Genomic DNA, 22,196 nt, shown 5'->3' on the forward strand with positions numbered 1-22,196 from the left:
CGCGCGTCTCAAAAAATTGCAAGGCATCGTGCCCGGCAGGAAGCGGCGGGTGGCAGTGTCGGGGGCGCGCCGGACAACGATAGAGACAACGGGGAAACGCGGATGAAGCGCATCTACGTGGTCGGCACGGCCGACACCAAGGGTGAGGAGCTTGCCTTCCTGGCCGACGCAGTCGCCGCTGCCGGCGGCACGGCCGCCCGCGTCGACATCGGCACGCGCGGCGCAACCGTGCCGGTCGACGTCGCGGCAAGCGAGGTGGCCGCGCATCATCCGGACGGAGCCGGCGCCGTGCTCGGCGTTGACGATCGCGGCACCGCCGTCGCCGGCATGGGCGTCGCCTTCACCCGCTTCATCTGCTCCCGCGACGACGTCGCCGGCGTGATCGGCATCGGCGGCGGCGGCGGTACATCGATCGTCACCGCCGGCATGCGTGCGCTGCCGCTCGGCCTGCCGAAGATCATGGTCTCGACGCTCGCTTCCGGCGACACAGCGCCCTATGTCGACGTCTCCGACATCATCATGATGCCGTCGGTGACCGACATGGCCGGCCTCAACCGGCTGTCGCGCGTCGTGCTGCACAACGCCGCCCAGGCGATCGCCGGCATGGCAGCGAAGCCGGCGCCCTCCGCCGCTGGCAAGCCGGCGCTGGGCTTGACCATGTTCGGCGTCACCACGCCATGCGTCACCGCAATCGCCGACCGGCTGCGCGCCGACTATGACTGCTTGGTCTTCCACGCCACCGGCACTGGCGGCCGCTCGATGGAGAAGCTTGCCGATTCAGGCCTGCTTGCCGGCGTCCTCGACATCACCACGACGGAGGTCTGCGATCTCTTGTTCGGCGGCGTGCTGCCGGCGACGGAGGATCGCTTCGGCGCCATTGCCCGCACGAAACTGCCCTATGTCGGCTCGGTCGGCGCGCTCGACATGGTCAACTTCTGGGCGCCGCTGACTATCCCCGAAAAATACCGGGGACGCCTGTTCTATGAACACAATCCGAACGTCACGCTGATGCGCACAACGGCCGATGAATGCCGCAAGATCGGCGAATGGATCGGCACCCGCCTCGCCGCGTGCGAAGGCCCGATCCGCTTCCTCATCCCGGAAAAGGGGGTCTCGGCGCTCGACATCGAGGGTGGCGCCTTCTTCGACGCGAAAGCCGACGCCGCCCTGTTCGAGGCCATCGAGCGCACGATCAAGCCGACGAAGAACCGCACCGTGACGCGCCTGCCGCTGCACATCAACGATCCCGCATTCGCCGAGGCCGCGGCCGAGGCCTTCCTCGACATTGCCAAGAAGTGAGACCAGACAAGCATGGCCGCCATCCCGCGCAAGGAAATCCTCGAAAGGTTCCACAAGATGATCGCCGAGGGCGTGCCGATCGTCGGCGGCGGCGCCGGCACCGGCCTGTCGGCCAAGGCCGAGGAAGCCGGCGGCATCGACCTCATCATCATCTACAATTCCGGCCGCTACCGCATGGCCGGGCGCGGCTCGGCCGCCGGGCTGCTCGCCTATGGCAATGCCAACGAGATCGTCAAGGAAATGGCCTATGAGGTGCTGCCTGTGGTGAAGAGGACGCCGGTGCTGGCCGGCGTCAACGGCACCGATCCCTTTGTCATCATGCCGCTCTTGCTCACCGACCTGAAGACGATGGGCTTTTCCGGCGTGCAGAATTTTCCGACCGTCGGCCTGTTCGACGGCACCATGCGCCAGAGCTTCGAGGAGACCGGCATGGGGTTCGGGCTCGAGGTCGACATGATCGCCGAGGCGCACAAGCTCGACCTTTTGACCACGCCCTATGTCTTCAACCCGGATGAAGCGCGCGCCATGACGCGCGCCGGCGCCGACATCGTCGTCGCCCATATGGGCGTCACGACCGGCGGCTCGATCGGCGCCACGTCGGCGAAATCGCTCGACGCCTGCGTCAACGAGATCGACGCCATCGCCGACGCCGCACGCTCGGTGCGCAAGGACGTCATCCTGCTCTGCCATGGCGGGCCGATCTCGATGCCGGACGACGCGCGCCACATCCTGGAACGCTGCGAGGGACTTCATGGCTTCTACGGCGCAAGCTCGATGGAGCGGCTGCCGGCCGAGGCGGCGATCGCCCGGCAGACGGCGGATTTCAAGGCAGTCGCGATTGGCGGACCGAAAGCCGCCGCGAAGAACAGGAAGGGATGAGGCAATGGCCGACAGGAGCAAGGTGTTCGTGTACCCGAAGGACGTCAGCGCCTTTGGCTTCGACTGGGGCAAGCTGGCCCTCACCGTCGCGCCGGAGGTGAACGGCGCGGAGCGCTTTTCCGGCGGCGTCGTCGACCTGCCGCCCGGCAAGGGACACACCCGCCACAACCATCCGGGCGCGGAGGAGATCATCTTCGTCATCTCCGGCAACGGCGAACAGATGGTGGAGGACGAGAAGGGCAATCCGGTGGTCGCGAAGGTCGGTCCCGGCTGCACGATCTATGTGCCGGAAAGCCGCTTCCACTCGACGCTCAACACCGGCGACCAGCCGATGCAGCTCTTCGTCGTTTATTCGCCGGCGGGTCCGGAGCTGGCGCTGCGCGACCTGCCGGATTTCAGGCTGCTGCCGCCGGGCAAGTGAGGCTGTCGCAGTTCTGTCTCGGCGCTATGCGCCGAGACATCCGGGCTTAAGCCCCGCTGCGGTTCCACCCCCGCCCGCGATCGCCGAACATTGCGTAGCCGCTGTCGGTGACCGCGACGGTGTCCTCCAGCTTGATGAAGCCGCGCGCCGGGTGGAGCATGGTGGTCTCGACCGAGAGCACCATGTTCCTTTCCAGCGGCTTGCCGGCATAGGTGCCTTCATAGGCGACCGGATGGTTGGTCATCAGGAACGGCGCCTCATGCGTGATCAGCCCCATGCCGTGGGCGAAGAAATCCGTATAGGACGCCACCTTCGAGGCCTTCAGCACGCTCTCCGCATGCGCGATCATGTCGCCGCCGAGAGTGCCGGCCCTGACCTTGGAAAAGGCCGCCTGCTGCACCGTCTCGACTTCGGCCAGAAGATCCTCCAGCTCCGCGTCCGGCTCGCCGAGCACGCCCATGCGGCAGAGGTCGCCGATATAGCCGTGATAGTTGCCGCCGGAATCGATCGACAGCACCTCGCCTTTCTTCCATGCCTGGCTCGAGGCGGCGCGATTGTGGCTGGAGCCCAGCGTCAGCAGGCAGTACTCGAAATGCGCGCCGCGATTGGTCTCCTCGCGCCTGAGCTGCTCGATGATGTCGGTCTTGCTCGTGCCTTCCCGCGCCCAGGCAATTGTCGCCAGCATGGAATCGGTGATGAGCTCCGAGGCGGTGCGCAGTTTTTCGAGCTCGGCTTCGGTCTTGATGGCGCGCATGGTTTCCAGCATGCCGGTCGCGTCGATCAGCTTCGCGTCCGGCAGCGCCTTGCGGATCAGCGTATAGGCATCCGATGGCAGGAAGGCCGGCTCGATGCCGATGCGGGCCGCCCCCTTGCCGATCTTCTGCAAATGCTCCACCGCAAAGTTGGCGGCGTCGAGCGTTCCCCAGCAGGCGGCATGCAATGTCGGCGTCCAGAACGGATGGTTCTGATGCTCGCCGCCCTCCATGCGGTTGCCGATATAGGCCGCGTGCTCCGGCCCGCCCTTCTCATAAAGCACGATCGGCAGGTAGCGGCTGTGGCCGATGGCGTCCATGGCGGCGAAGAAGATGAACTTGTAGCCGCCGAGCAGGTACTGCGTGTTGTGCTTGGAGGTGGCGAAGAGCACGTCGATGCCGGCCTCGTCCATCAGCCGGTCCACCCGCGCCTGTTCGAACGGAATGCTGCTGACCTCGGTCTTGCCCGGAGCGATATTCATCGGCCTCTCCCTGAATTTCCCGGCCGCTCAGCGGCCGATCTCTCTGAACTTTTGGTTGTTGACCAAATCTGCATCATTTCGACCGCTCTGGTCCAGCCAGAATCGGGAGCCTCCTGCCGATCCCGTGTTCCACAACGTTTCTGGCGGCATCGCGCTCAAATCTGGTCCTACCAGACGACAGGCAACTGCAACCACAATATAACTGGTCCAGTGGACGAAAAATTCAAAGCCAAGCTATCCTGCGCCAAAACCGTCTCTGGCGAAACATCGGCCAAGGGCCATAATCCCCTCCATTCGAGGGTGCCCACGCCGGTCATGGGGGCAAGAGGGGAGTTTTGAGCGATGCCCGAATTGACGATTTCACGCCGCGGCCTGCTGGCCGGTTCGGCGCTGCTATTGGCGTCGACCGCGCTGCCGGCCATCGGTCGCGCGCAGGCGCCGAAGAAGGGTGGAAGGTTGATCGTCGCCGCCGACTCCGAGCCGCGCAACTTGAACCCGGCGATCGTCGCCTCCAACGGCGTCTTCTTCATTTCCAGCAAGGTCGTCGAGACACTGGCCGAGGCTTCCTTCGACGGCAAGGATGGGCTTGAGCCGCGCCTCGCTCTTTCCTGGGAAGGCGCCGCCGACGGTCTGTCGGTGACCTTCAAGTTGCGCGACGGCGTCAAATGGCATGACGGCAAGCCCTTCACCTCCGCCGACGTCGCCTTCTCCGCGCTGCAGGTCTGGAAGCCGCTGCAGAACCTCGGGCGCACCGTGTTCAAGGACCTCGTCGCCGTCGACACGCCGGACAACCTGACCGCCGTGTTCAAATTCGCCAAGCCGACGCCTTTCCAATTGATCCGCAACGCGCTGCCCGCCCTGTCGAGCGTTGTGCCGAAGCACGTCTATGAGAACGGCAAGATCGAGGACAACCCGGCCAACAACGCGCCCGTCGGCACCGGCCCGTTCAAGTTCGCCGAGTACAAGGCCGGCCAGTACTACCGGCTCGCGAAGAACGCGGACTATTGGGGCATGGACGAGCCCTATCTCGACGAGATCGTCTACCAGGTGCTGCCGGATCGCACTTCGGCCGCCGCCGCGCTGGAGGCGGAAGAGATCCAGCTCGCCGCCTTCTCCGCCGTGCCGCTCGCCGACCTCGACCGCATCTCCAAGGTGCCGGGTCTGAAGGTCGTCACCAAGGGTTATGAGGGGCTGACCTATCAGCTGGTCGTCGAGATCAACCACCGCCGCAAGGAGTTGGCCGACCTCAAGGTGCGCCAAGCGATCGCGCACGCCATCGACGAGGACTTCGTCGTCAAGACGATCTTCCTTGGCTATGCCGCGAGCGCGACCGGCCCGGTGCCGAAGAACGATCCGCAATTCTACACCGCCGATGTCCCGACCTACCCCTTCGACGTCGCCAAGGCCAACAACCTACTGGACGAGGCCGGCTACAAGCGGGCCGACGACGGCAAGCGGTTCACGCTGAAACTCCTGCCGGCGCCCTATTTCAACGAGACGAAACAGTTCGGCGACTATCTGCGCCAGGCGTTGGCCGCGATCGGCGTCGACGCCGAGATCGTCAACAACGACTCCGCCGCCCACATCAAGGCCGTCTACACCGACCATGCCTTCGACCTCGCCGTCGGCCCGCCCGTGTTCCGCGGCGACCCCGCGATCTCGACCACGATCCTTGTGCAGAGCGGCATTCCCGACGGCGTGCCATTCTCCAACCAGGGCGGCTACAAGAACGCCGAACTGGACGCGTTGATCGCCAAGGCATCGGAGACGCTCGACACGGCCGCTCGCACCGAGCTCTATAGGGAATTCCAGAAAAAGGTGGCGGCGGATCTGCCGCTGATCAACGTCGCCGAATGGAGCTTCATTTCCGTCGCGCGCGACACGGTCGGCAACATCGCCAACAATCCGCGCTGGGCGGTATCGAACTGGGCGGACACCTATTTGGCGCGGTGATCGCGCTTGCCTATTCGACAGTCGGGGTGCTCAGCTTCGAGAATGAGAGTTCCTTCGCGCCCTCCTACGGCTTGGCCATGACCCGCGCCCTCATCCTTCTCCGCCGCCGCCTCGTCGGCAGCGTCTTCGTTCTTCTCATCGTCGTCATCGGCAGCTTCCTGCTTCTCGAAGCCGCCCCCGGCGACGCGGTCGATGCCTATATCGTCTCGACCGGCGGCGATGCCGGCATGATCGAATTGCTGCGCCATCGCTGGGGCCTCGACCAGTCGGAGCTGACGCGGCTCGCCAACTATCTCTGGGCGTTGCTGCATCTCGACCTCGGCCATTCGGTCACCTTCTCGCGGCCGATCCGCGACGTCATCCTCGAACGCCTGCCGACCACGCTGATCCTGATGGGTAGCGCCACTGCACTGTCCTTCGGCCTCGGCTCGGCGCTCGGCATCTATGCCGGTGCTGCGCCCGGCAGCTTTCGCGACCGCTTCCTCTCGGTCGGCTCGCTGGCGCTCTATGCGGTGCCCGGCTTCTGTCTCGGCCTGGTGCTGATCGTCGTCTTCGCCGTCGACCTGCGCTGGCTGCCGATAGGCGGCATCGAGACCATCGCATCGGCCAAGACTGGGTTGGAGCGCGCCGCCGACATCGCCACCCATCTCGTGCTGCCGGTCTCGGCGCTGGGCGTCATCTATCTGGCGCTCTACCTGCGCATGATGCGCGCGGGGATGGCCGAGGCCTGGCGTCAGGATTTCGTCCTTGCCGCCCGCGCCAGGGGCCTGCCGCGCCGGCGCATCGTGCTCGCCCATGTCGCCCGCAACGCACTTCTGCCTCTGGTCACCATGCTCGGCCTGCAATCGGCGCAGATGCTCGGCGGCAGTGTCGTCATCGAAAGCGTCTTTGCCGTGCCCGGCCTCGGGCGGCTGGCGCAGGAAGCCGTCGCCGGCCGCGACACGCCGCTGCTGCTCGGCATCATTCTGGTGAGCGCAGTTCTGGTCATCGTCATCAACCTTCTGGTCGATCTCGCCTACGCATTTCTCGATCCGCGCGTCGGCGCCAGTGAGGCGGGCGCGTGAACCGGCTGCATCGCTTCTTCCGCACGCCGGAAGCGATCGCCGGCGCGCTCATCCTCGCTTTGCTCGTCGCGATGGCACTGGCAGCATCGCTGCTGTTCCCCGGCGACCCGCAGGCGATCGCCGGCCCGGCGCTGTTGCCGCCATTCCAGGACTGGTCGCTGCCGCTCGGCACCGACCGGCTGGGCCGCGACGTGCTGGCCGAGCTTTTCCACGGTGCCCGCACCTCGCTGGCGGTCGGTCTGGCAGCCGCCGCCGCGGCGCTCCTCATCGGCACGGTGGTGGGCACGCTGGCCGGCTTCGCGGGAGGGCTGATCGACGAAGTGCTGATGCGCATCACCGACGCCTTCCAGACCGTGCCGGGTTTCCTTCTCGCGCTCGCCTTCGTCAGCATCGTCGGCCCTTCGCTCGGCGTCGTCGTAGTGGCCATCGCACTCAGTGCCTGGACAGGACCTGCGCGCGTCGCCCGCGCGGAAGTGCTCTCGATCCGCGAGCGAGATTATGTGGCCGGCGCCCGCGTCATCGGCATGCATCCGATTGCGATCGCGTTCCGAGAGGTGCTGCCCAACGCTCTGCCGCCGGTGCTGGCGCTGTCCTCGGTGATCGTGGCCGCGGCGATCCTCACCGAGGCCGCGCTGTCCTTCCTTGGCCTCGGCGACCCGAACCGCGTCACCTGGGGCGGCATGATTGCCGAAGGCCGCACGGTGCTGCGAACCGCGCCATATCTGTCGATTGTTCCCGGCATCGCGCTGGTGCTGACCGTGCTCGGCGTCTACCTCGCCGGCGAAGGCGTGGTTGAAAGCAGCGCGGTGCGCAGGAGCCTGTCGTGACCGCGCTGCTGTCGATCCGCAACCTTTCGGTGAGTTATCGCCGTGATGGCGTGGAGGTGGCGGCGCTGAAAGACATCAGCCTCGACCTCGAAGCCGGCGAGCGTCTCGCGATCATCGGCGAAAGCGGTTCGGGCAAGAGCACACTGGCGCTGGCTGTGGCGAGTTTGTTGGCGGGAGGTGCCAGGATCGGCGGTTCGATTGAGTGGTCAGCAAGCCAACTACAAACATCTCGTTCTTTCGCGCCCCCCTCTGTCCTGCCGGACATCTCCCCCACAAGGGGGGAGATTGGCAGCTCCTTAGTCGGCATTCCTTCTGCGACGTCGACATTTGGCGAAAGCGAAAATGGCAGCTCAATCTCCCCCCAAGTGGGGGAGATGTCCGGCAGGACAGAGGGGGGCGCCGTAGAGCGCCAACCTCTCGACAATCGCGGTGGTGCCCCCCTCCTCGGCCGCGACATCGGCTTCGTCTTCCAGGACCCCTCCTCCAGCCTCGACCCGGTCATGCCGGTTGGCAAGCAGATCGCCGAGGTTGCGCGCACGCATCTCAGGCTCGACTGGCCTAATGCCTACGCCAAGACCAGGACTCTGCTCGAACGCGTCCGCCTGCCGGAGGCCACCCTGCATGCCTACCCGCACCAGCTTTCCGGCGGCCAGAAGCAGCGTGTGGCGATTGCCGCGGCGATTGCCGCCGCGCCCAGGCTGCTGATCGCCGATGAAGCGACCAGCGCGCTCGACACCATCGTGCAGGCCGAGATTGTCGCCCTGATCGGCCAGCTGGTCGCCGAGGACGGCATGACGCTGCTCTTCATCAGCCACGACATCGCGCTCGCCGCCACACTTGCCAAGCGCATCGCGGTGCTGCGCCATGGCCAACTGGTCGAACTTGGCGAGACCAGCCAAATCATCAACGCGCCGCGCCACGCCTACGCGCGCGCCCTCCTTGATGCCCATCTCGGGCTCGATGCCGGGCCATTGCTCGACCGGCAGGGCGCCTCGGCATGAGCCTGCTCACCGTCTCCAACCTGGCCAAGCGCTACCGCCGCAGAGGCAGGCCTTTTCCCGCGGTCGACGATGTCTCATTCGAGGTCAACCCGGCCGAAACGCTGGCGCTTGCCGGCCCGTCCGGCAGCGGCAAGTCAACCATTGCGCGGCTGGTCCTGCGGCTGATCGAGCCCGATGCCGGCAGCATCGAATTCGAGGGCGCGGATTTCCTTGCGCTGTCGGGCGCGGCGCTGCGCACGCGCCGTGCCCGCCTCCAGATGGTGTTCCAGGATCCGCTCGCCGCCTTTAACCCGCGCGCCACGGTGGCACGCGTGCTGGACGATCCGTTGCGCATCCATGGGCTTGCCTCGCGCACTGAGCGCCCCCGCCGTATCGCGGCGCTGCTTGAGCGCGTCGGCCTCGAGACCGGCCTTGCCGGGCGCGCCATCCACGAGATTTCCGGCGGCCAGCGCCAGCGTGTGGCGATCGCCCGCGCCATCGCCACAAAACCCTCGCTGATCGTGCTCGACGAGGCCGTCTCAGCACTCGACGTCTCGGTGCGCGGACAGATCCTGGAATTGCTCCTCGACCTGCAAAGACAGGAACGGATTGCCTATCTTTTCATTTCACATGACCTCGGCGTCATCCGCGCCGTCGCGCATCGCGTCGTCATCCTCGAGGCCGGCCGTATCGCCGAGAGCGGCGATGCCCGCGCTGTCATCGCCAACCCGCAATCGGCGATCGGCAAGGCTCTGGTGGCGGCGACGCCGAGACTGCATGGGAACACAGCATCATGACCGACCCCACAGCCAGAGCCGAGAAACTGTCGCGCGAGCTCGACTCCGCCTTCCGCAACCGGGCTGATCTCTATCGCCTCTTCCTCGACGAACTGACCGCCGAGCTCGGCGCGGAGAAGGCCGAGGCGGTGATGATCCGCACCATCGAAAAGCGGGGCCGGGAAGTCGCGGCGACAGCTTTCGCCGATTTCGGCCCCAATGACGCGCCAGCCATCGGCGAAGCCTTTCTCGCCGTCAGCCCGGACGACGGCCGCATGTACCCGACCCATGTCGAGCGCGGACCGGACCACATCGCTTTCAAGGTAAAGCGTTGCCCGTTGAAGGACGCCTGGATCGAGGCCGGCGTCGGCGAGGAAAAGCTCGCCACGCTCTGCCGCATCGCCGGCGCCTTCGACCGCGGCCTGTTCGAGGCGACAGGTGTGCGCTTCGCCAACGTCACCTGGACGCCGGGCCACGGCAACGGCTGCTGCCACATCGCGCTGACCAACAGGGCCGCTTAGAGCAATTCCAGGAAAAGTGTGGAGCGGCTGGGCTCGGCGATGTCGCCGCGCTATCCGTCCGGGATTGCGTGAAAACAAAGAGACAGCGCGGTTCGGCGTTTCCGTGAAACGGCGAACCGATCCAGCCAGCCATTTATCTTAGCTCTCGGCGAAGACGTGCACTTCGACGCCGGCTTCATCGATCGCGGCGCGGAGCTTAGCTGCCGGGTCACGATCGGTGACGACGTCGGAAAGCGCGCTCAGCGGGCAAACGCTTTCAAGGCTGCTGCGGCCGAACTTGTCGTTGGTGACGACCAGCATCGTCGACAGCGACCGCGCCATCATCGCCCGCTTCACCGCCGCCGCGCCCGAGACCATGTCGCTCGGCCCTTCGGCGTTCACGGCCGAAGCGCCGATGATGGCGACGTCGGCATTGTAGCGGCGCACGAATTCGACCGTGTCCTCGCCGAGCACGCTGGCCTCGCGGCTGTCATAGGTGCCGGGGCAAAGGATGACGCGGAAGCTCGGATTGGCGCCGGCGACCGATGCGACGCCGATCGAGTTGGTGATGACGGTCAGATCCCGTCTCAGCTGGGAAAAGCTGCGCGCAACCTCGTAGGTGGTCGAGCCGCCGTCGATCATCACGATGCGGCCGTTCTCGATCAGGCCGGCCACGCCGCGGCCGATGCGGGCGCGCTCCTCGACTAGCGTCAGGCCGCGCTCGGCAATCACGGGCTCCGACGTCATCAGCGCAATCGTCGCGCCGCCATAGGTGCGGTTGATGAGACCCGCCTCGCCGAGCTCGATGAGATCGCGGCGGATGGTCTCGCCGGCCACCCCGATGCGCCGGGCAAGCTTGGAGATACGGATCGATGCCGAGCGCCGGACCTCCGACAGGATCAGCTCATGTCGCTCCTTCTTCGTCAGCCGGCCCGGCTCGATATTCATAGCTCTTCCTTACCGGGATCTCGCCCCCGGCGTGAGAACATTAGCCACGCCGAGGCTGGGAAAGCCAGCCTGGGGTCTGTTGAGATTCAGGTCAGGCCGAGCCGAAAACGGTGATTTCCGAGAACCGGAGCGGAGCGTAGTCAAAGTACGTGAGCACCGGAAGCGCAGGAAGCCGCCGTTTGCAGGCCGGCCTCACCTGAATATCGACAGACCCTAATGCCTGAGGCGATCGCGCATCGCATACCACAGCATGCCGAGCACGTAGAGCGGACCGCGCAGCGCCGTGCCGCCCGGGAACGGCAGCGGCGTCAGCGTCGAGAACAGGTCGAGCCTGGAAGTATCGCCCGTGATCGCTTCCGCCAGCAGCTTGCCCGACAGCGTCGACAGGATGACGCCCTTGCCGGAATAGCCATGCGCGAAATAGACCTCGCCGTAGTGCCCGACATGCGGCAGGCGCGACGTCGTCACCGACACCAGCCCGCCCCAGGCATGGTCGATTCGGCAGCCCCTGAGTTGCGGAAAAGTCTTTTCCATATGCGGGCGCACGAAGCCGGCGATGTCGGCCGGCGGCGACGGCGTATAGCGCTCGCCGCCGCCGAACAGCAGGCGGCCATCCGCCGACATGCGGTAATAGTTGACGACAAACAGCGTATCCGAAACCGCGACATTGGACGGGATGACGTTGCGCGCACCTTCGAGCGGCTCGGTGGCGACGATGTAGTTGCCGATCGGCATGATGCGGCTGTTGACGCGCGGCTCGAGCCCCTCGAGCAGCGCATCGCCGGCCAGCACGACATGGCGGGCGCGGACCGAGCCCTTGTCGGTGAACACGCGGATGGAAGGCTCGCGCTCGAGGCGCACCGCAACCGAGTTCTCGTGGATGGCAACACCGGCGCCGGACGCGGCGCGCGCAAGCCCCAGCGTGTAGTTCAGCGGATGCATATGGCCGCCGAGCCTCTCGAAAACCGCGCCCTGGTAGGGCGTATCCACCATCTGTCGCGCCTGCGCCGCCGACAGGATCTCGACATCCTGGAAGTTCATCACTTTGGCGAGACACTCGGCCTCTTCCTCGAAGTCTCGGATGTCCGAGCTGTTGACGGCGCCGACCAGATGGCCGGTCAGCCGCAGATCGCAATCGATGCCATGGCGCTCGATGATGTCGAGCACCAGCCCGCGCGCCTCGAAGGCCAAGTCGAACAGCGCTTTGGCCCGTTCCTGCCCGAACGCCTTGACCAGCCCCACGGCGCCCTTGCGCAGACCGGGGATCATCTGGCCGCCGTTGCGCCCGGATGCGCCCCAGCCGATCTTGCCGCCTTCGAGCAGCACCACTTTCAGGCCGCGCTCGGCCGCATGAAGCGCCGCCGAAAGACCTGTGCAGCCGCCGCCGACCACCACCAGGTCGGCTTCGACATCGCCGGCTAAAGCCGGATGGTCCGGCGCCGGATTGGCGGTGGCGACGTAGTAGGACTTGCCGATGTCGAGACCGGAATTGAAACCTGTTGAACGAGCCATGGTCACACCTTGAGCAGCAGATGGTCGCGTTCCCACGACGTGACGACGCTCTGGAACAGGTCGAGCTCTACGCTCTTCACGCGCAGATAGGTCTGGAAGAAATCCTCGCCGAGCAGCGCCCGCACGGGCTCGCAGGCGGCGAAGCGGTCGAGCGCTTCCTCCATGGTTTTCGGCAGCGTGCTCTTGCTGCGATAGGCGTTGCCGAAAGCTTCGGCCGAGCGGGCAAGCTTCTCCTCGATGCCGAGATAGCCGGCGATCAGCGAACCGGCCATGGCCAGATACGGATTGGCGTCTGCCCCTGGCAGCCGGTTCTCCACCCGCCGCGCCGCGCGTCCGCCCATCGGCACGCGCAGTCCGCAGGAGCGGTTGTCGTGCGACCATTCGATGTTGGCCGGCGCGCTGTGACCCGGCCGGATGCGGCGATAGGAGTTCACGTTGGGAGCGAACAGCGGCATCACTTCGGGAATGTATTTCTGCAGGCCGCCGATGAAGTGGGCGAACATCTCCGTGTCGTCGCCGTCTTTGCCGGCAAACAGGGGTTCGCCGCTCTCGTCTAGGATCGACATGTGCAGGTGCATCGAGCTACCGGCCTGGGCCGCGATCGGCTTGGCCATGAAGGTGGCGTGCATGCCGCTCGCCTGCGCCGCCTGCCGCGCAATACGTTTGAACAGCAGCGCCTTGTCGGCCAGCGCCAGCGGATCGCCATGCAGGAAGTTGATTTCCAACTGCGCCGTGCCGGACTCGTGGATCAGCGTGTCGAGCGGCAACCCAGCCGCCGCCGAATGCGCATAGATGCGTTGGATAACCGGCTCGAACTCCTCAAGCGCCTGCATGTCGTAAGGATGCTGCACGCTTTCCGGACGGCCGTTGCGCCCGACCGGCGCGGTCAGCGGCCGGTCAGGATCGGGGTTTGGCGCCGTGAGGTAAAATTCGAGCTCCGGCGCCATCACCGCGCGCCAGCCGTGCCGGCGGTAGAGGTCGAGCACAGCCCTCAGCACATGGCGCGGCGAAGCCATCCACGGCCGGCCGTCCATGTGGAACGTGTCGGCAAAGACATAAGCCTTGCCGGCGCCGCCACCCGGCGCGGGGATGAGCGTCGAAAGGTCGGGCACCATGCGCATGTCGGGGTCCTGATAGGCGAACCCTTCATCGATGGAGCCGGAATAGCGGCCATCGATGGCGACCAGGAAGGCGCTGCTCGGCAGGTAAAGCGCCCGGTCCTCGAGCGACTTGAGGAACTTGGCCGCCGGCAAGGCCTTGCCGCGCAGCACGCCATTCACGTCGGGCACGAGGCACTCGACCTCGTTTATCCCATGCGTCGTCAGCCAGCTTTGCGGATCGGCGCTGCTGGATAGTGAAGTGTCTTGTTTGTCAGGCATCGGTCATGTCCGTACGAAGGAGAGGATCTTCGGCGGGCACGTCCGTTTCGGTTTGAGCGTTAAGTGAGCTGCGTTATCTGAATGACGGACGCCCGCCTGGTGGCCGGCCGGCTGGCCGGATCGAGCGCCCCGCATACCCCCTCGGTCCAGCCGTCGCGAACGACATGCGAGCCGACCTTCGTCTCTTCCGCACGCTGCAGGTTCTCGTGGCGGCAGCAGCGCATGATCAGTGGTACCCCGCTCCCGCAAATGAAATACCGCCGGCAACAATGGAATGCCTTGCGCGGTATTGCTGTTCAGCGGCTTGCATGACGGGTCTCATCAAGGTGGAGCCTATGGTTTGACCGATCCTGGCTGCCGGCGCAAGCCCGCTCTGCTGGACCAGTTCAGCCGATGCTCTCGCCGCCGTCCACGACCAGCGCCTGGCCGGTCATGAAGGACGAGCGGTCGGAGACGAGAAACAGGATGGCTTCGGCGATCTCCTGCGCGCTCGCCCAGCGTCCCATCGGGATCTTGGTCCGGACATAGTTCTCGATCGCGTCGCGACCGCCCATCTGGGCAATGAACGGCTCGTTGAACGGCGTGTCGACCCAGCCCGGGCAGAGCGCGTTGATGCGCACGTTGTGCCTGGCATAGTCGAGCGACATCTGCCTGGTCATCGCCACCACCGCATGCTTGGACGTGGCGTAGGCGATCATCTCGCGGTCGTAGAAGACGCCTGAATTGGACGCGGTGTTGAGGATGACGCCGCCGCCCTGCGCGATCATCGCCGGCATCACCGTCTTGGCCGCAAGAAACTGGGCCCGCACGTTGATCCGCCACGAGGCATCCATGCCGTCGGTGCTGACTTCGGTGAGGGTGCCGCCGACCTGGATGCCGGCATGGCTGTGCAGGATGTCGATCCGGCCGTGCCTGCTGAGCGTTCCGGCGATCAGTTCCTCGACCGCCATGTCATTGCCGACATCGGTGGCGACCGCCTCGGCGCGGCCGCCGGCATCGCGGATGTCGGCCGCCGTGGCTTCGCCGGCGGCATTGTCCCGGTCGGCGATCACTACAATCGCTCCTTCCTCGGCCATGATCATGGCGCCGGCGCGCCCGATGCCCGAACCGGCGCCCGTCACCACGGCGATGCGATCTTTCAAAATCATGGACTTGTCTTTCAAGGCGATGGTTTCCGTCGGCCGAGCTGCCATTGGGCGAGCAGGACGAGCAGGACCGAGGCGGCGAGCACGATCGTCGCGATGGCATTGATCTCCGGCGTCACGCCACGCCGGATCGAGGCAAAGACATAGATCGGCAGCGTCGTCTGCGCGCCGGCGACGAAGAAGGCGATGATGAAATCGTCGAAGGAGAAGGTGAAGGCGAGCAGGAAGCCCGCTATGACCGCCGGCATGATCTGCGGCAGCACGATCGAGCGGAACGTCGTCAGTGGCGTGGCGTAGAGATCGCCCGATGCCTCGACCAGGTTGCGGTCGAGGCTGCTGAGCCGGGTGCCGACGATCATCGTCACCAGCGCCATCGAGAACAGGCCGTGCGCGGCAATGATCGAGCCATAGCCGAGCGCAAGCCGCGGCGGCTGGTCGGTCGGCCACAGCGAGGCGAGGAACGGATTGACGACCGCAAAAAGCTGCACCAGCGCCACCAGCGTCGAGATGCCGATGACGACGCCAGGAACAACGATCGCGGCGCCCAGCAGCGCATCGAAGAGCGCCCGCGTCCGTGCGCCGACACGCTGCAGCCCGAGCGCCGCGGCCGTGCCGCAGAAGGCCGCGAGCAGTGCGCTGGTGGTGGCGATAAAGAGGCTGTTCTTCAGCGCCTCGACCAGGAACGGGTTCGACAGCGCCTTGCCGTACCATTGCACGGAGAAGCCAGTGAACTCGCTGGCGTGCTGGCCGGCATTGAAGGAGAACAGCACGACCAGCGCGATCGGCAGATAGAGGAAGGCGAAGACGGCGACGACGAAGGCACGCATCAGATCAGGTCCACCCGGCGTGCGCCCGAGAGCCGGGTCGAGATGCGGTTGGCGACGATCAGCACAACCACCGAGACCAGCACCAGCGTGATGGCGATGGCCGATCCGAACGGCCAGTTGCGCGACTGCAGGAAGAGGTCGACCAGCGCGTTGCCGATGAAGAACACCTTGCCGCCGCCGAGCAGCGTCGGGATCAGATATTCGCCGAGCAACAGGATCATAACCAGCGAGAAGCCGGTCATCACGCCGGGCAGCGACAGCCTGAGCGTCACGCCGATGAACGTCGAAAGCGGCGTCGCGCCGAGATCGGCGGAAGCCTCCAGCAGCCGGCGGTCGAGCCGCTCCAGGCTGACATAGATCGGCAGGATCATCAGCGGCAGGTAGCCGTAGACGATGCCGAGCAGCACCGCGCCCGGCGTGTTGATCAGCCTGAGGTCCTCGATGCCGACATAGGCGAGCAGGGCCGGGATGCCGCGCCCGCCGAGGATGTACATCCAGGCATAGGTGCGCATCAGAAGGCTGGTCCAGAACGGGATGACGATCAGCGCGAGCAGGATCAGCCGCCAGCGCTGCGGCGCGCGCAAAGCGAGGTAGTAGGCAACCGGATAAGCGACGAACAGGCAGGCGAGCGCGCCGACAGGGGCCAGCACCATCGTGTTCCAGAAGGCGGTCGCCCGCGCCGGCAGGTTGGCATATTGCGCGAAGGTGAGCGCGGCCTGATAGCCGCCCTCGGGCGCCCGCTCGCCGACGCTGAAGATGGCGATCGCGATGAAGGGCAGCACCAGGAACACCACCAGCCACAGCGTCGCCGGGGCAAGCAACAGCGCGGTCAGGATATTTTTGCGTAGGAGACTGCCGCGCATCGAGAAAGCCGCTTCAGTACCGGCGGACGTTCGTCCGCCGGTTGCGTTGTCTGGATCGGATTTGTGGCCGGTGCCGGTCAAGCCGACTTGAAACGCGCCATCAGCTCGGCGCGGCCAGGATCGGTGAGCGTCGCGGCCGCTCCGAACTCCAGCGGCTTCAAGAGATCCGCCGCCGGATAGAGGATCGGATTGTCCAGCACCTCCTTGGGCAGCAGCGCATTGACGCGCGCGTCGGTCGAGGGCGCGCCATTGGCGAGATGCTCCTTCACCGCCACCTTCGGGTTCATCAGGTAGTTGAGCAGCGCGTAGCCGGCCGGCTTGTTCGGCGCATCCTTGGGAATGGCGTAGAAGTCGGTCCAGATCTCGCCGCCTTCCTTGCCGAGCACATAGGCGATCTCCGGGATGTCGCGGTGGAGCTGCGCGCCGTCATTGGTCCAGCACATGGTCATCCAGGCATCGCCGGCGCGCATCCCCGGCTGGTAGTCGCTCGACACCGCGAACAGATGCGGCTTGACCTTGAGCAGCAGCTCCTCAGCCTTGGCGAGCTCGTCCTGCTTCAGCGAGTTGAACGAATAGCCGTAATATTTCAGCGCATTGCCGATGGTGGTGAGCTGATAGTCATGCACCATGGCGCGACCGTCGCCTTCCGCCATGGCGGTGTCCCAGAACTCCTTCCAGCTCGACATCGGCTTGGCGAGCTTCTTGGTGTTGACGGCAAAGCCGGTCGTGCCCCAGTTCTTCGGCACGGCGTAGATCGTCCCGTCGATCGTGCCTTCAGCGGTGAAGCGCGCATCTTCCTGCGAGCCGTCGAAATTGCCGAGCTTGGCCATGTCGAGCGCCTCGATGATGCCGAGCTTCTTGTAGGTCGAGATGGTGTAGTTGGTCGGCACGAACAGGCTCCAGCCCGAGCCGCCGGCCTGGAGCTTGGCCAGCATCTCCTCATTCGATCCGAAGACGTTGACCTCGACGGCCACGCCGGTCTCGGCCTTGAAATTCTCGAAGGTCTGCGGGTCGTGGTAGTTCGGCCAGGTGGCGATCGACATGCGGTCGCCGAGGCTTTCGGCGGCGAAGGCCGGCGCCGGCATGATACCGAGCTCGCGCGCCATCACCGCGGTCGCGACACCAAGACCGGTGAGGCCGAGGAACTCGCGCCGGCCGATCGAGCCGCGCTTCAGGCGCATCAGTTGGTCGACGAATTTTTCAGGGCTTATCGGCAGTCCGTCACGATAGGATTTCGACATGTTGGTCTTCCCTCTGGTTGGTCCCGTTGTTCTTGAGTTGCGGAAACGCCAGCGGCGCTCCGGCGGCAAAGCCGATGGCGACGGGTTCGCCCGGCTTGAAAAGGTTGCCCTGGCCGATCAGGTGGTCGGCCTTGGCGAGCAGTGATCCGATGCCCTGGACCTCGATCGCGTATTCCGCCGTCGAGCCGAGGAAAATCCGGTTGCGCACGATGCCCTTCAAGCTGCCCTCGCCAGGCGCCGAAAGGCTGAGCGATTCCGGCCGCAGGCTGACGGATACGGCCTCACCCCGGTTGAGCGGCACCCGCTTGCGGGCAGCGATGACCGTGCCGTCGGCGAGCGCGACGTCGACGAGGTCGCCGGACAAGCCTGCCACCTTGCCGCTCAAGAGATTGGTCTTGCCGACGAAGTCGGCGACGAACAGGTCGGCCGGCTCGTCATAGATCTCGCTCGGCTGTCCGAGCTGGACGACGCGGCCGCCATTCATGACGCAGACGAAGTCGCTCATCGACAGCGCCTCCTCCTGGTCGTGGGTGACCAGCACGAAGGTGATGCCGATCTCGCGCTGCAGGTTCTGCAGCTCGATCTGCATGTCGGTGCGCAGCTTCTTGTCCAGCGCCGCCAGCGGCTCGTCGAGAAGCAGCACCGCCGGCTTGTTGACCAATGCGCGGGCCAGCGCGACGCGCTGCTGCTGGCCGCCGGAGAGCTCGTGGATTTTGCGGCGCCCGTAGCCGGCGAGCTGCACCATCGCCAGGGCCTCTCCGGCCCTTGACGCGATCTCGCGCGATGACAGCCGCGGCCTCGCCTGGCGCAGGCCATAGGAAATGTTCTCCTCGACATCGAGATGCGGGAACAGTGCGTATTGCTGGAAGACCATGTTGACCGGGCGCCGGTAGGGCGGCGTTCCGGCCATGTCGCGGCCGCGGATCAGCACCTGGCCTTCGCTCGGTTGCTCGAAGCCGCCGATCATGCGCAGGCAGGTCGTCTTGCCGCAGCCGGAGGGACCGAGCAGCGCGACGAAGGCGGAGGGCGGGATGGCAAGGTCGATGCCGCTGACCGCGGTAACGGCGCCGTAGCGCTTGGTGACCGCGCGAAACTCGATATCGGGCACTGCAGTCAAGCCACGGGCTCCAGCGACAGCGTGAGGCAATGTCGTGACGCTAGCAGAGCCAATAGCAGCTAGTATATACCTCGCGGGTGGTATATTTAGACGATTTTATCGTTCAGAGGGGTATGACTTGGCCTCCCGCAGTGACGACTACAACGCCTTGGCCGCCGTGATCGCCGCAACGCGCGAGACCGGCGGCGACCTTTTCGGCAAGGCGATCGTCGGCTGGCTGCGCGGACATGTCCGCTTCGACCACTGCGTGATCTTCGGCTATCGCGGCGCTGGGCGGCCGCCGCTCTTGTTCGAGACCTTCTCGCCGGCCGAAAGCCACATCTTCGTCGCGCTCTATCAGGAGGGACCCTATCTGCTCGACCCCTTCCATCATGCAGCGGTCGAGCGCAAGGAGGGTTTCTGGCGCATGCGCGAGTTGGCACCCGACCGCTTCTACGCCAGCGAGTACTACCGCTCCTATTACAGCCAGACCAGGCTCGCCGAGGAGGTAGGATTCTTCGTCCCGCTGGCCGGCAAGGATGCGCTGGTGCTGTCGCTGATGCGGCTGCGCGCCTCCGGGCCGTTCGGAACTGCCGATGCCAGGCTGCTGCGCGACATGGCGCCGGCGGTGATCGGTTTCTGCAAGCTCCGCTGGCCGGCCCTGCCTGCCGACGAGGTGGCGGCCCCGCCACCGGGCGAGGCCGTCGCGACGGCCAACGAGCTCGATCGTGCGCATATCTGGAAGAGCCTGTCGCTGACCTCGCGCGAAAAACAGGTCGTCGACCTTGTGCTGCAAGGCCACTCCACGGAATCGATCGCCAGGGCGCTCAGGATCGTGCCCGGCACCGTCAAGGTCCATCGCCGCAACATCTATCGCAAGCTCAAGATCAAGTCGCAGGCCGGCCTCTTCGCGCGCTTCGTCGAGATCATCGACGCGCGGATCAGCTGACGGACCTCAGGCCAGTTCGAACCGCTCCACCGCGCGCATGATGCCGCGCAGCTCGGCAAGGCCCTTCAGCCGGCCGATCAGCGAGTAGCCGGGGTTGATCCTGGTCTTGCCGATATCGTCGGCGAGCAGGTGGCCATGGTCGGGGCGCATCGGAATGCGCCAGTCGGACCGGCCGGCCTCACGGCGGCGCGCCTCCTCCTTCATCAGCGCCAGGACGACTGCGGCCATATCGGTCGAGCCTTCCAGATGCTCCGCCTCATAGAAGGAGCCGTCCTTCTCGCGCGTCACGTTGCGCAGATGCGCGAAATGGATCCGTGGCGCGAATTCCTCGATCATCGCGACGAGATCGTTGTCGGCGCGCACGCCGTAGGAGCCGGTGCAGAAGGTGAGGCCGTTCGAAGGGCTGTCGACCGCTCCCAGGATGAAGCGCGCGTCATCGGCGGTGGAGACGACCCGCGGCAGGCCGTAGAGCGAGAAGGGCGGATCATCCGGATGGATGCACATACGCGCGCCGACTTCCTCGGCGACCGGGATGATCTCCTTCAGGAACCAGGCGAGATTGGCGCGCAGCTCCGCCGGCCCGATCGCGGCATAGTCGGCGAGCGCTTCGCGCATCGTATCGCGATTGTAGGTGCGCTCGGTGGCCGGCAGGCCGGCGATCAGGTTGCGCTCTATCCTGTCGATGTCCTCGGCGCTCAGCGTCTTCAGCCGCACTTGCGCCTCCTTGAGCCGGGCCGGGCTGTAGCTCGCCTCGGCATTCGGCCGCTTCAGCACGAAGGCGTCATAGGCAGCGAAATCGAGCGCGTCGAAGCGCAGCGCATAGCCGGTGGTCGGCAGCCTGTACATCAGATCGGTGCGGGTCCAGTCGACCACCGGCATGAAATTGTAGCAGATGGTGGAGATGCCTGCCTTGGCGAGCGCCCGGATGGTGTCCCTGTACCAGCCGACGTAACGCTCGCGCTCGGGTGAGCCGGTCTTGATCGAGTTGTGGACGGGAATACTCTCCACCACCGACCAGGTCAGGCCCGCCGCCTCGATGATGCGCTTGCGCTCGAGGATCGCATCCAGCGGCCAGGCGCTGCCGTCATAGATGCCGTGCAGCGCCGTCACGATGCCCGCGGCACCTGCCTGCTTGACGTGATCGAGCGTGACCGGATCGTTCGGGCCGTACCAGCGCCAGCATTGTTCCATGACTGCCTCTTTCCATGATTGCGATCGACCATATTGTCGGACGACGACATCCGTCAAATGGGGTGATTGCGGCAGGGCCCGGTACCGGCCATGGCGCCGTTGGGCCAGCCGGAATGGCGCCCTGGCCTCCCTTGCGGCGGCGCGCTTTAACCGTCTATCGTGCGACCCGCCGGCCAGGTATCCCGGCAGATTGCGTGTCGAAACAGATTTCAGGACGGACGAAGCAGCGCATAGCCAATGGCCGACAAGACACAATTCGGACTGACTGCCCTCGACACAGTACCCCTGCATGAGAAAGTCTATCTGGAACTGGTGCGGGCGCTGATGTCGGGCCAGCTCCAGCCCGGCCAGAAACTGACCTCGCGCAAGCTCGCCAAGGAGCTCGGCACCAGCGACATGCCGGTGCGCAGCGCCTTCATGCGGCTGCAGGCGCTCAAGGCCTTGAGCCCGATGCCGAACGGCAGCGTCGAGGTGCCGACGATCTCGGCCGATCGTTTCCAGCAGCTGACCGACGTGCGCACGATCCTGGAAGGTACCGCCACCGAACTCGCGACAAAGCGCATCAACGGCAACAATCTGCGCGCCATCCGCCGCCACAGCGCCGCGCTCACCCAGGCCGCCCGCAGCGGCGACATCGACGACTATCTGCGCAAGAACCACGACTTCAAATTCTCGATCTACCGCCACTGCGGCAACGAGCAGATGATCTTCCTGATCGAGACGGTCTGGATGCAGGTCGGGCCCTTCCTGCGCAACCTGCGCATCGGGTTCGAGGACGACCTCGCCGGCATTCTCGGCATCGACTATCACGAGGAGGTGGTGACAGCGATCGAGGCGCAGGACGCCGAACGGGCCCGCGCGGCCATCGTGCGCGACATCGACGAAGGTGCCACACACATACTCAAGCAGATCAAGTTCCCGGAGCTGCGGCATTAGGGGCCGCAGCGAGTAGGCCGACCGCCGTCGGCCTTCACCATCCAGCAACCGTCCTGACGGTGACCGCTCAAATGCCCCCTTGGCTTTCCGTCACTCGCCGTCTATGTTGCGATCGCAGATCGCACAAAATGGACCCGAAATGCCGCCCGATATCCCAGCTAGTGATTTGAAAAAAT

Annotated in this window: 21 protein-coding genes; 11 read left to right on the forward strand and 10 right to left on the reverse strand. The window is 65.6% G+C overall.

The genetic code is table 11. The features are described 5' to 3' along the window. Positions 1 to 102 precede the first annotated feature (102 nt). The 3 genes from EN853_RS16110 to EN853_RS16120 are packed head-to-tail and all read left to right on the forward strand — an operon-like array spanning position 103 to position 2,599. A complete protein-coding gene (locus EN853_RS16110) occupies positions 103 to 1,299 on the forward strand; it encodes a Tm-1-like ATP-binding domain-containing protein (RefSeq protein ID WP_127860740.1) in 1,197 nt (398 codons plus the stop codon). A 12-nt stretch (positions 1,300 to 1,311) separates the two neighbouring features. Then, the gene (locus EN853_RS16115) at positions 1,312 to 2,178 is read left to right on the forward strand and encodes a phosphoenolpyruvate hydrolase family protein (protein WP_127860741.1); all 867 of its coding nucleotides are present in this window, start codon (positions 1,312 to 1,314) and stop codon (positions 2,176 to 2,178) included. A gap of 4 nt (positions 2,179 to 2,182) precedes the next feature. Further along, positions 2,183 to 2,599: a cupin domain-containing protein gene (locus tag EN853_RS16120; protein WP_127860742.1), complete on the forward strand. Its 417-nt coding sequence runs from the start codon at positions 2,183 to 2,185 to the stop codon at positions 2,597 to 2,599. A gap of 46 nt (positions 2,600 to 2,645) precedes the next feature. Here EN853_RS16120 and EN853_RS16125 read toward each other — a convergent pair whose 3' ends face one another. After that, on the reverse strand, positions 2,646 to 3,833 hold the full coding sequence (locus EN853_RS16125; protein WP_127860743.1) for a Xaa-Pro peptidase family protein: 1,188 nt from the start codon (positions 3,831 to 3,833) through the stop codon (positions 2,646 to 2,648). A gap of 342 nt (positions 3,834 to 4,175) precedes the next feature. Between EN853_RS16125 and EN853_RS16130 the strand changes: the two genes are divergently transcribed. The 6 genes from EN853_RS16130 to EN853_RS16155 all read left to right on the forward strand — a co-directional run bounded on the left by EN853_RS16130 (position 4,176) and on the right by EN853_RS16155 (position 9,954). After that, positions 4,176 to 5,786: an ABC transporter substrate-binding protein gene (locus EN853_RS16130; RefSeq protein WP_127860744.1), complete on the forward strand. Its 1,611-nt coding sequence runs from the start codon at positions 4,176 to 4,178 to the stop codon at positions 5,784 to 5,786. Positions 5,787 to 5,863: 77 nt separating this feature from the next. Beyond that, positions 5,864 to 6,850: an ABC transporter permease gene (locus EN853_RS16135; protein WP_127860780.1), complete on the forward strand. Its 987-nt coding sequence runs from the start codon at positions 5,864 to 5,866 to the stop codon at positions 6,848 to 6,850. Beyond that, positions 6,847 to 7,677: an ABC transporter permease gene (locus EN853_RS16140; RefSeq protein ID WP_127860745.1), complete on the forward strand. Its 831-nt coding sequence runs from the start codon at positions 6,847 to 6,849 to the stop codon at positions 7,675 to 7,677. Before EN853_RS16135 ends, EN853_RS16140 begins: the two co-directional genes overlap by 4 nt. Continuing rightward, positions 7,674 to 8,678, forward strand: coding sequence for an ABC transporter ATP-binding protein (locus EN853_RS16145; RefSeq protein ID WP_167524489.1), 1,005 nt, complete (start codon positions 7,674 to 7,676; stop codon positions 8,676 to 8,678). Before EN853_RS16140 ends, EN853_RS16145 begins: the two co-directional genes overlap by 4 nt. Then, on the forward strand, positions 8,675 to 9,454 hold the full coding sequence (locus EN853_RS16150) for an ATP-binding cassette domain-containing protein (RefSeq protein ID WP_127860746.1): 780 nt from the start codon (positions 8,675 to 8,677) through the stop codon (positions 9,452 to 9,454). Before EN853_RS16145 ends, EN853_RS16150 begins: the two co-directional genes overlap by 4 nt. Continuing rightward, complete coding sequence (locus tag EN853_RS16155; RefSeq protein WP_127860747.1) at positions 9,451 to 9,954, forward strand: L-2-amino-thiazoline-4-carboxylic acid hydrolase; 504 nt, start codon at positions 9,451 to 9,453, stop codon at positions 9,952 to 9,954. Before EN853_RS16150 ends, EN853_RS16155 begins: the two co-directional genes overlap by 4 nt. Positions 9,955 to 10,092: 138 nt before the next feature. On the opposite strand, the gene EN853_RS16160 is transcribed toward EN853_RS16155, so the two are convergent. The 8 genes from EN853_RS16160 to EN853_RS16195 all read right to left on the reverse strand — a co-directional run bounded on the left by EN853_RS16160 (position 10,093) and on the right by EN853_RS16195 (position 18,965). Continuing rightward, on the reverse strand, positions 10,093 to 10,881 hold the full coding sequence (locus EN853_RS16160; RefSeq protein ID WP_245517019.1) for a DeoR/GlpR family DNA-binding transcription regulator: 789 nt from the start codon (positions 10,879 to 10,881) through the stop codon (positions 10,093 to 10,095). A gap of 213 nt (positions 10,882 to 11,094) precedes the next feature. Continuing rightward, positions 11,095 to 12,393 carry an FAD-binding oxidoreductase gene (locus EN853_RS16165; RefSeq protein WP_127860748.1) on the reverse strand — a complete coding sequence of 433 codons (1,299 nt, stop codon included), beginning with the start codon at positions 12,391 to 12,393 and terminating at the stop codon, positions 11,095 to 11,097. Between the two features lie 2 nt (positions 12,394 to 12,395). After that, positions 12,396 to 13,772: a glutamine synthetase family protein gene (locus tag EN853_RS16170; protein WP_127860749.1), complete on the reverse strand. Its 1,377-nt coding sequence runs from the start codon at positions 13,770 to 13,772 to the stop codon at positions 12,396 to 12,398. A gap of 386 nt (positions 13,773 to 14,158) precedes the next feature. Further along, positions 14,159 to 14,920, reverse strand: a complete 762-nt coding sequence (locus EN853_RS16175) for a glucose 1-dehydrogenase (protein ID WP_127860750.1) — start codon at positions 14,918 to 14,920, stop codon at positions 14,159 to 14,161. A gap of 11 nt (positions 14,921 to 14,931) precedes the next feature. Further along, positions 14,932 to 15,744, reverse strand: a complete 813-nt coding sequence (locus tag EN853_RS16180; protein ID WP_127860751.1) for an ABC transporter permease — start codon at positions 15,742 to 15,744, stop codon at positions 14,932 to 14,934. Further along, positions 15,744 to 16,607 (reverse strand): ABC transporter permease, encoded by an 864-nt coding sequence (locus EN853_RS16185; RefSeq protein WP_127860752.1) that lies wholly within the window; start codon positions 16,605 to 16,607, stop codon positions 15,744 to 15,746. Before EN853_RS16185 ends, EN853_RS16180 begins: the two co-directional genes overlap by 1 nt. A 77-nt stretch (positions 16,608 to 16,684) precedes the next feature. Then, positions 16,685 to 17,848, reverse strand: coding sequence for a spermidine/putrescine ABC transporter substrate-binding protein (locus EN853_RS16190; RefSeq protein ID WP_127860753.1), 1,164 nt, complete (start codon positions 17,846 to 17,848; stop codon positions 16,685 to 16,687). Beyond that, positions 17,829 to 18,965, reverse strand: a complete 1,137-nt coding sequence (locus tag EN853_RS16195; RefSeq protein WP_127860754.1) for an ABC transporter ATP-binding protein — start codon at positions 18,963 to 18,965, stop codon at positions 17,829 to 17,831. The genes EN853_RS16190 and EN853_RS16195 overlap by 20 nt, the downstream gene beginning before the upstream one ends. 118 nt (positions 18,966 to 19,083) lie before the next feature. Here EN853_RS16195 and EN853_RS16200 point away from each other — a divergent pair, with 118 nt between their 5' ends. Next, the gene (locus EN853_RS16200; RefSeq protein ID WP_127860755.1) at positions 19,084 to 19,893 is read left to right on the forward strand and encodes a LuxR C-terminal-related transcriptional regulator; all 810 of its coding nucleotides are present in this window, start codon (positions 19,084 to 19,086) and stop codon (positions 19,891 to 19,893) included. Positions 19,894 to 19,899: 6 nt separating this feature from the next. Here EN853_RS16200 and uxuA read toward each other — a convergent pair whose 3' ends face one another. Beyond that, entirely contained in the window at positions 19,900 to 21,084 is a 1,185-nt protein-coding gene (uxuA, locus tag EN853_RS16205) for a mannonate dehydratase (RefSeq protein ID WP_127860756.1), read from the reverse strand. A 237-nt stretch (positions 21,085 to 21,321) separates the two neighbouring features. Between uxuA and EN853_RS16210 the strand changes: the two genes are divergently transcribed. Continuing rightward, on the forward strand, positions 21,322 to 22,020 hold the full coding sequence (locus EN853_RS16210) for a GntR family transcriptional regulator (RefSeq protein ID WP_127860757.1): 699 nt from the start codon (positions 21,322 to 21,324) through the stop codon (positions 22,018 to 22,020). Positions 22,021 to 22,196 lie beyond the last annotated feature (176 nt).

It is taken from the genome of Mesorhizobium sp. M1C.F.Ca.ET.210.01.1.1 (assembly GCF_004791585.1).
GTDB lineage: Bacteria > Pseudomonadota > Alphaproteobacteria > Rhizobiales > Rhizobiaceae > Mesorhizobium.

Excerpts from the sequence above, each read along its gene's own strand:
- EN853_RS16185 (WP_127860752.1), bottom strand. The coding sequence starts at position 16,607 with ATGCGCGGCAGTCTCCTACGCAAAAATATCCTGACCGCGCTGTTGCTT.
- EN853_RS16130 (WP_127860744.1), top strand. The coding sequence starts at position 4,176 with ATGCCCGAATTGACGATTTCACGCCGCGGCCTGCTGGCCGGTTCGGCG.
- EN853_RS16190 (WP_127860753.1), bottom strand. The coding sequence starts at position 17,848 with ATGTCGAAATCCTATCGTGACGGACTGCCGATAAGCCCTGAAAAATTC.
- EN853_RS16120 (WP_127860742.1), top strand. The coding sequence starts at position 2,183 with ATGGCCGACAGGAGCAAGGTGTTCGTGTACCCGAAGGACGTCAGCGCC.
- EN853_RS16210 (WP_127860757.1), top strand. The coding sequence starts at position 21,322 with ATGGCCGACAAGACACAATTCGGACTGACTGCCCTCGACACAGTACCC.
- EN853_RS16110 (WP_127860740.1), top strand. The coding sequence starts at position 103 with ATGAAGCGCATCTACGTGGTCGGCACGGCCGACACCAAGGGTGAGGAG.
- EN853_RS16150 (WP_127860746.1), top strand. The coding sequence starts at position 8,675 with ATGAGCCTGCTCACCGTCTCCAACCTGGCCAAGCGCTACCGCCGCAGA.
- EN853_RS16165 (WP_127860748.1), bottom strand. The coding sequence starts at position 12,393 with ATGGCTCGTTCAACAGGTTTCAATTCCGGTCTCGACATCGGCAAGTCC.
- EN853_RS16175 (WP_127860750.1), bottom strand. The coding sequence starts at position 14,920 with ATGATTTTGAAAGATCGCATCGCCGTGGTGACGGGCGCCGGTTCGGGC.
- EN853_RS16125 (WP_127860743.1), bottom strand. The coding sequence starts at position 3,833 with ATGAATATCGCTCCGGGCAAGACCGAGGTCAGCAGCATTCCGTTCGAA.
- uxuA (WP_127860756.1), bottom strand. The coding sequence starts at position 21,084 with ATGGAACAATGCTGGCGCTGGTACGGCCCGAACGATCCGGTCACGCTC.
- EN853_RS16160 (WP_245517019.1), bottom strand. The coding sequence starts at position 10,881 with ATGAATATCGAGCCGGGCCGGCTGACGAAGAAGGAGCGACATGAGCTG.
- EN853_RS16155 (WP_127860747.1), top strand. The coding sequence starts at position 9,451 with ATGACCGACCCCACAGCCAGAGCCGAGAAACTGTCGCGCGAGCTCGAC.
- EN853_RS16180 (WP_127860751.1), bottom strand. The coding sequence starts at position 15,744 with ATGCGTGCCTTCGTCGTCGCCGTCTTCGCCTTCCTCTATCTGCCGATC.
- EN853_RS16135 (WP_127860780.1), top strand. The coding sequence starts at position 5,864 with ATGACCCGCGCCCTCATCCTTCTCCGCCGCCGCCTCGTCGGCAGCGTC.
- EN853_RS16170 (WP_127860749.1), bottom strand. The coding sequence starts at position 13,772 with ATGCCTGACAAACAAGACACTTCACTATCCAGCAGCGCCGATCCGCAA.
- EN853_RS16115 (WP_127860741.1), top strand. The coding sequence starts at position 1,312 with ATGGCCGCCATCCCGCGCAAGGAAATCCTCGAAAGGTTCCACAAGATG.